Annotated in this window: 1 protein-coding gene; it reads left to right on the forward strand. The window is 55.0% G+C overall.

All coding sequences use genetic code 11. The annotated features are described in order from the left end of the window. On the forward strand, nucleotides 1-416 hold a 416-nt coding region (locus BHE89_RS23900), incomplete at its 5' end, for a hypothetical protein (protein WP_171742528.1). Between the last annotated feature and the right edge of the window lie 994 nt (nucleotides 417-1,410).

Here is a 1,410-nt window from a genome sequence, read left to right on the forward strand (position 1 = left end):
GGGGCAGACCCGTTGCGCTCGCCGTAAGTGACCTCAAGGTTCCTTTAACCCCCGCGCAAGCGGGGCAGACAACTGCGCGCCTCATTGGACACACTGGCGATAACTTCAACCCCCCGCTGGTGCTGGGCGGACCTTTCAGTAAAAACAGCACCACTTTCTATTCTCCTTCAACCCCCGTTAATACGGGGCAGATGAGCCATGCTATGAGAAACCAAACACTCTTCATCTTCAACCCCCGCACAGGCGGGGCGGACGAAATCCAGGTGGTGTTTGCCGGTCTCGTATTCCTTCAACCCCCGCACAGGCGGGGCGGACACATACACAAATCTACCGAGCTGGAACAGCTACCTTTAACCCCCGTACAGACGGGGCAGATCAAGATTGGTAAAAAACCGGTGATTACTGCTGTTCTTTAACCCCCGCTGGTGCGGGGGCGGCCTGCGCTATCACGATAATGGTCACAAAGTTCACCTTTAACCCCCGCTAACACGGGGCTGACGGTATTACAATTACTAACCTGTCAAACCCTACTCTTTAACCCCCGCAGGCGCGGGGCGGACTTCACGCGCAAAAAGGGAACTGAGGGCTTTAACCTTTAACCCCCGCTGGTGCGGGGCGGACCAACATAAAGAAAGGGCTACCGAAGAGTTTTACCTTTAACCCCCGTAGGTACGGGACAGACACGGATAGGGGGGGTTCACTACGGGCAACACTACCTTTAACCCCCGCTGGTACGGGGCAGACGAGCAATATCTACACTACACCCATAAATCAACCCTTTAACCCCCGCTCACGCGGGGCGGACGCACCAGCCGTTTCAGCTCATAAAGCTCTTTCACTTTAACCCCCGCTGGTGCGGGGCTGACTCACAAAAAACAGATACAAGAGAGAGCTCTCCCCTTTAACCCCCGCTAACACGGGGCTGACAATCGTCCAAGGTCCCCCATTAGATAATTATCTCTTTAACCCCCGCTGGTACGGGGCAGACAACTGGTTTATAACGGATAGGCTGATGACTGTACTTTAACCCCCGCTGTAGCGGGGCGGACAGCTCTGTGTTAATAAAATTGGAGATTGGTCATCTTTAACCCCCGCTAACACGGGGCTGACGGTCATCCCGTAGCTCAAGTGTCCAATTAACTTCTTTAACCCCCACGCAGGCGGGGCGGACTCAGCCATTACCTCCCCCGTGAAGGCAATTATCCTTTAACCCCCGCTCACGCGGGGCGGACGCAGCAAGCGGCTCAATAACCCATAAAGCCTATCTTTAACCCCCGCAGGTGCGGGGCGGACCCAGTTGATAGCCTGAATCAATTAACATCTCACCTTTAACCCCCGCTAACACGGGGCTGACGGTATTACAATTACTAACCTGTCAAACCCCACTCTTTAACCCCCGCAGGCGCGGGG

The organism is Shigella sp. FC1967 (genome assembly GCF_001743005.1).
In the GTDB taxonomy this organism is placed as follows: domain Bacteria; phylum Pseudomonadota; class Gammaproteobacteria; order Enterobacterales; family Enterobacteriaceae; genus Proteus.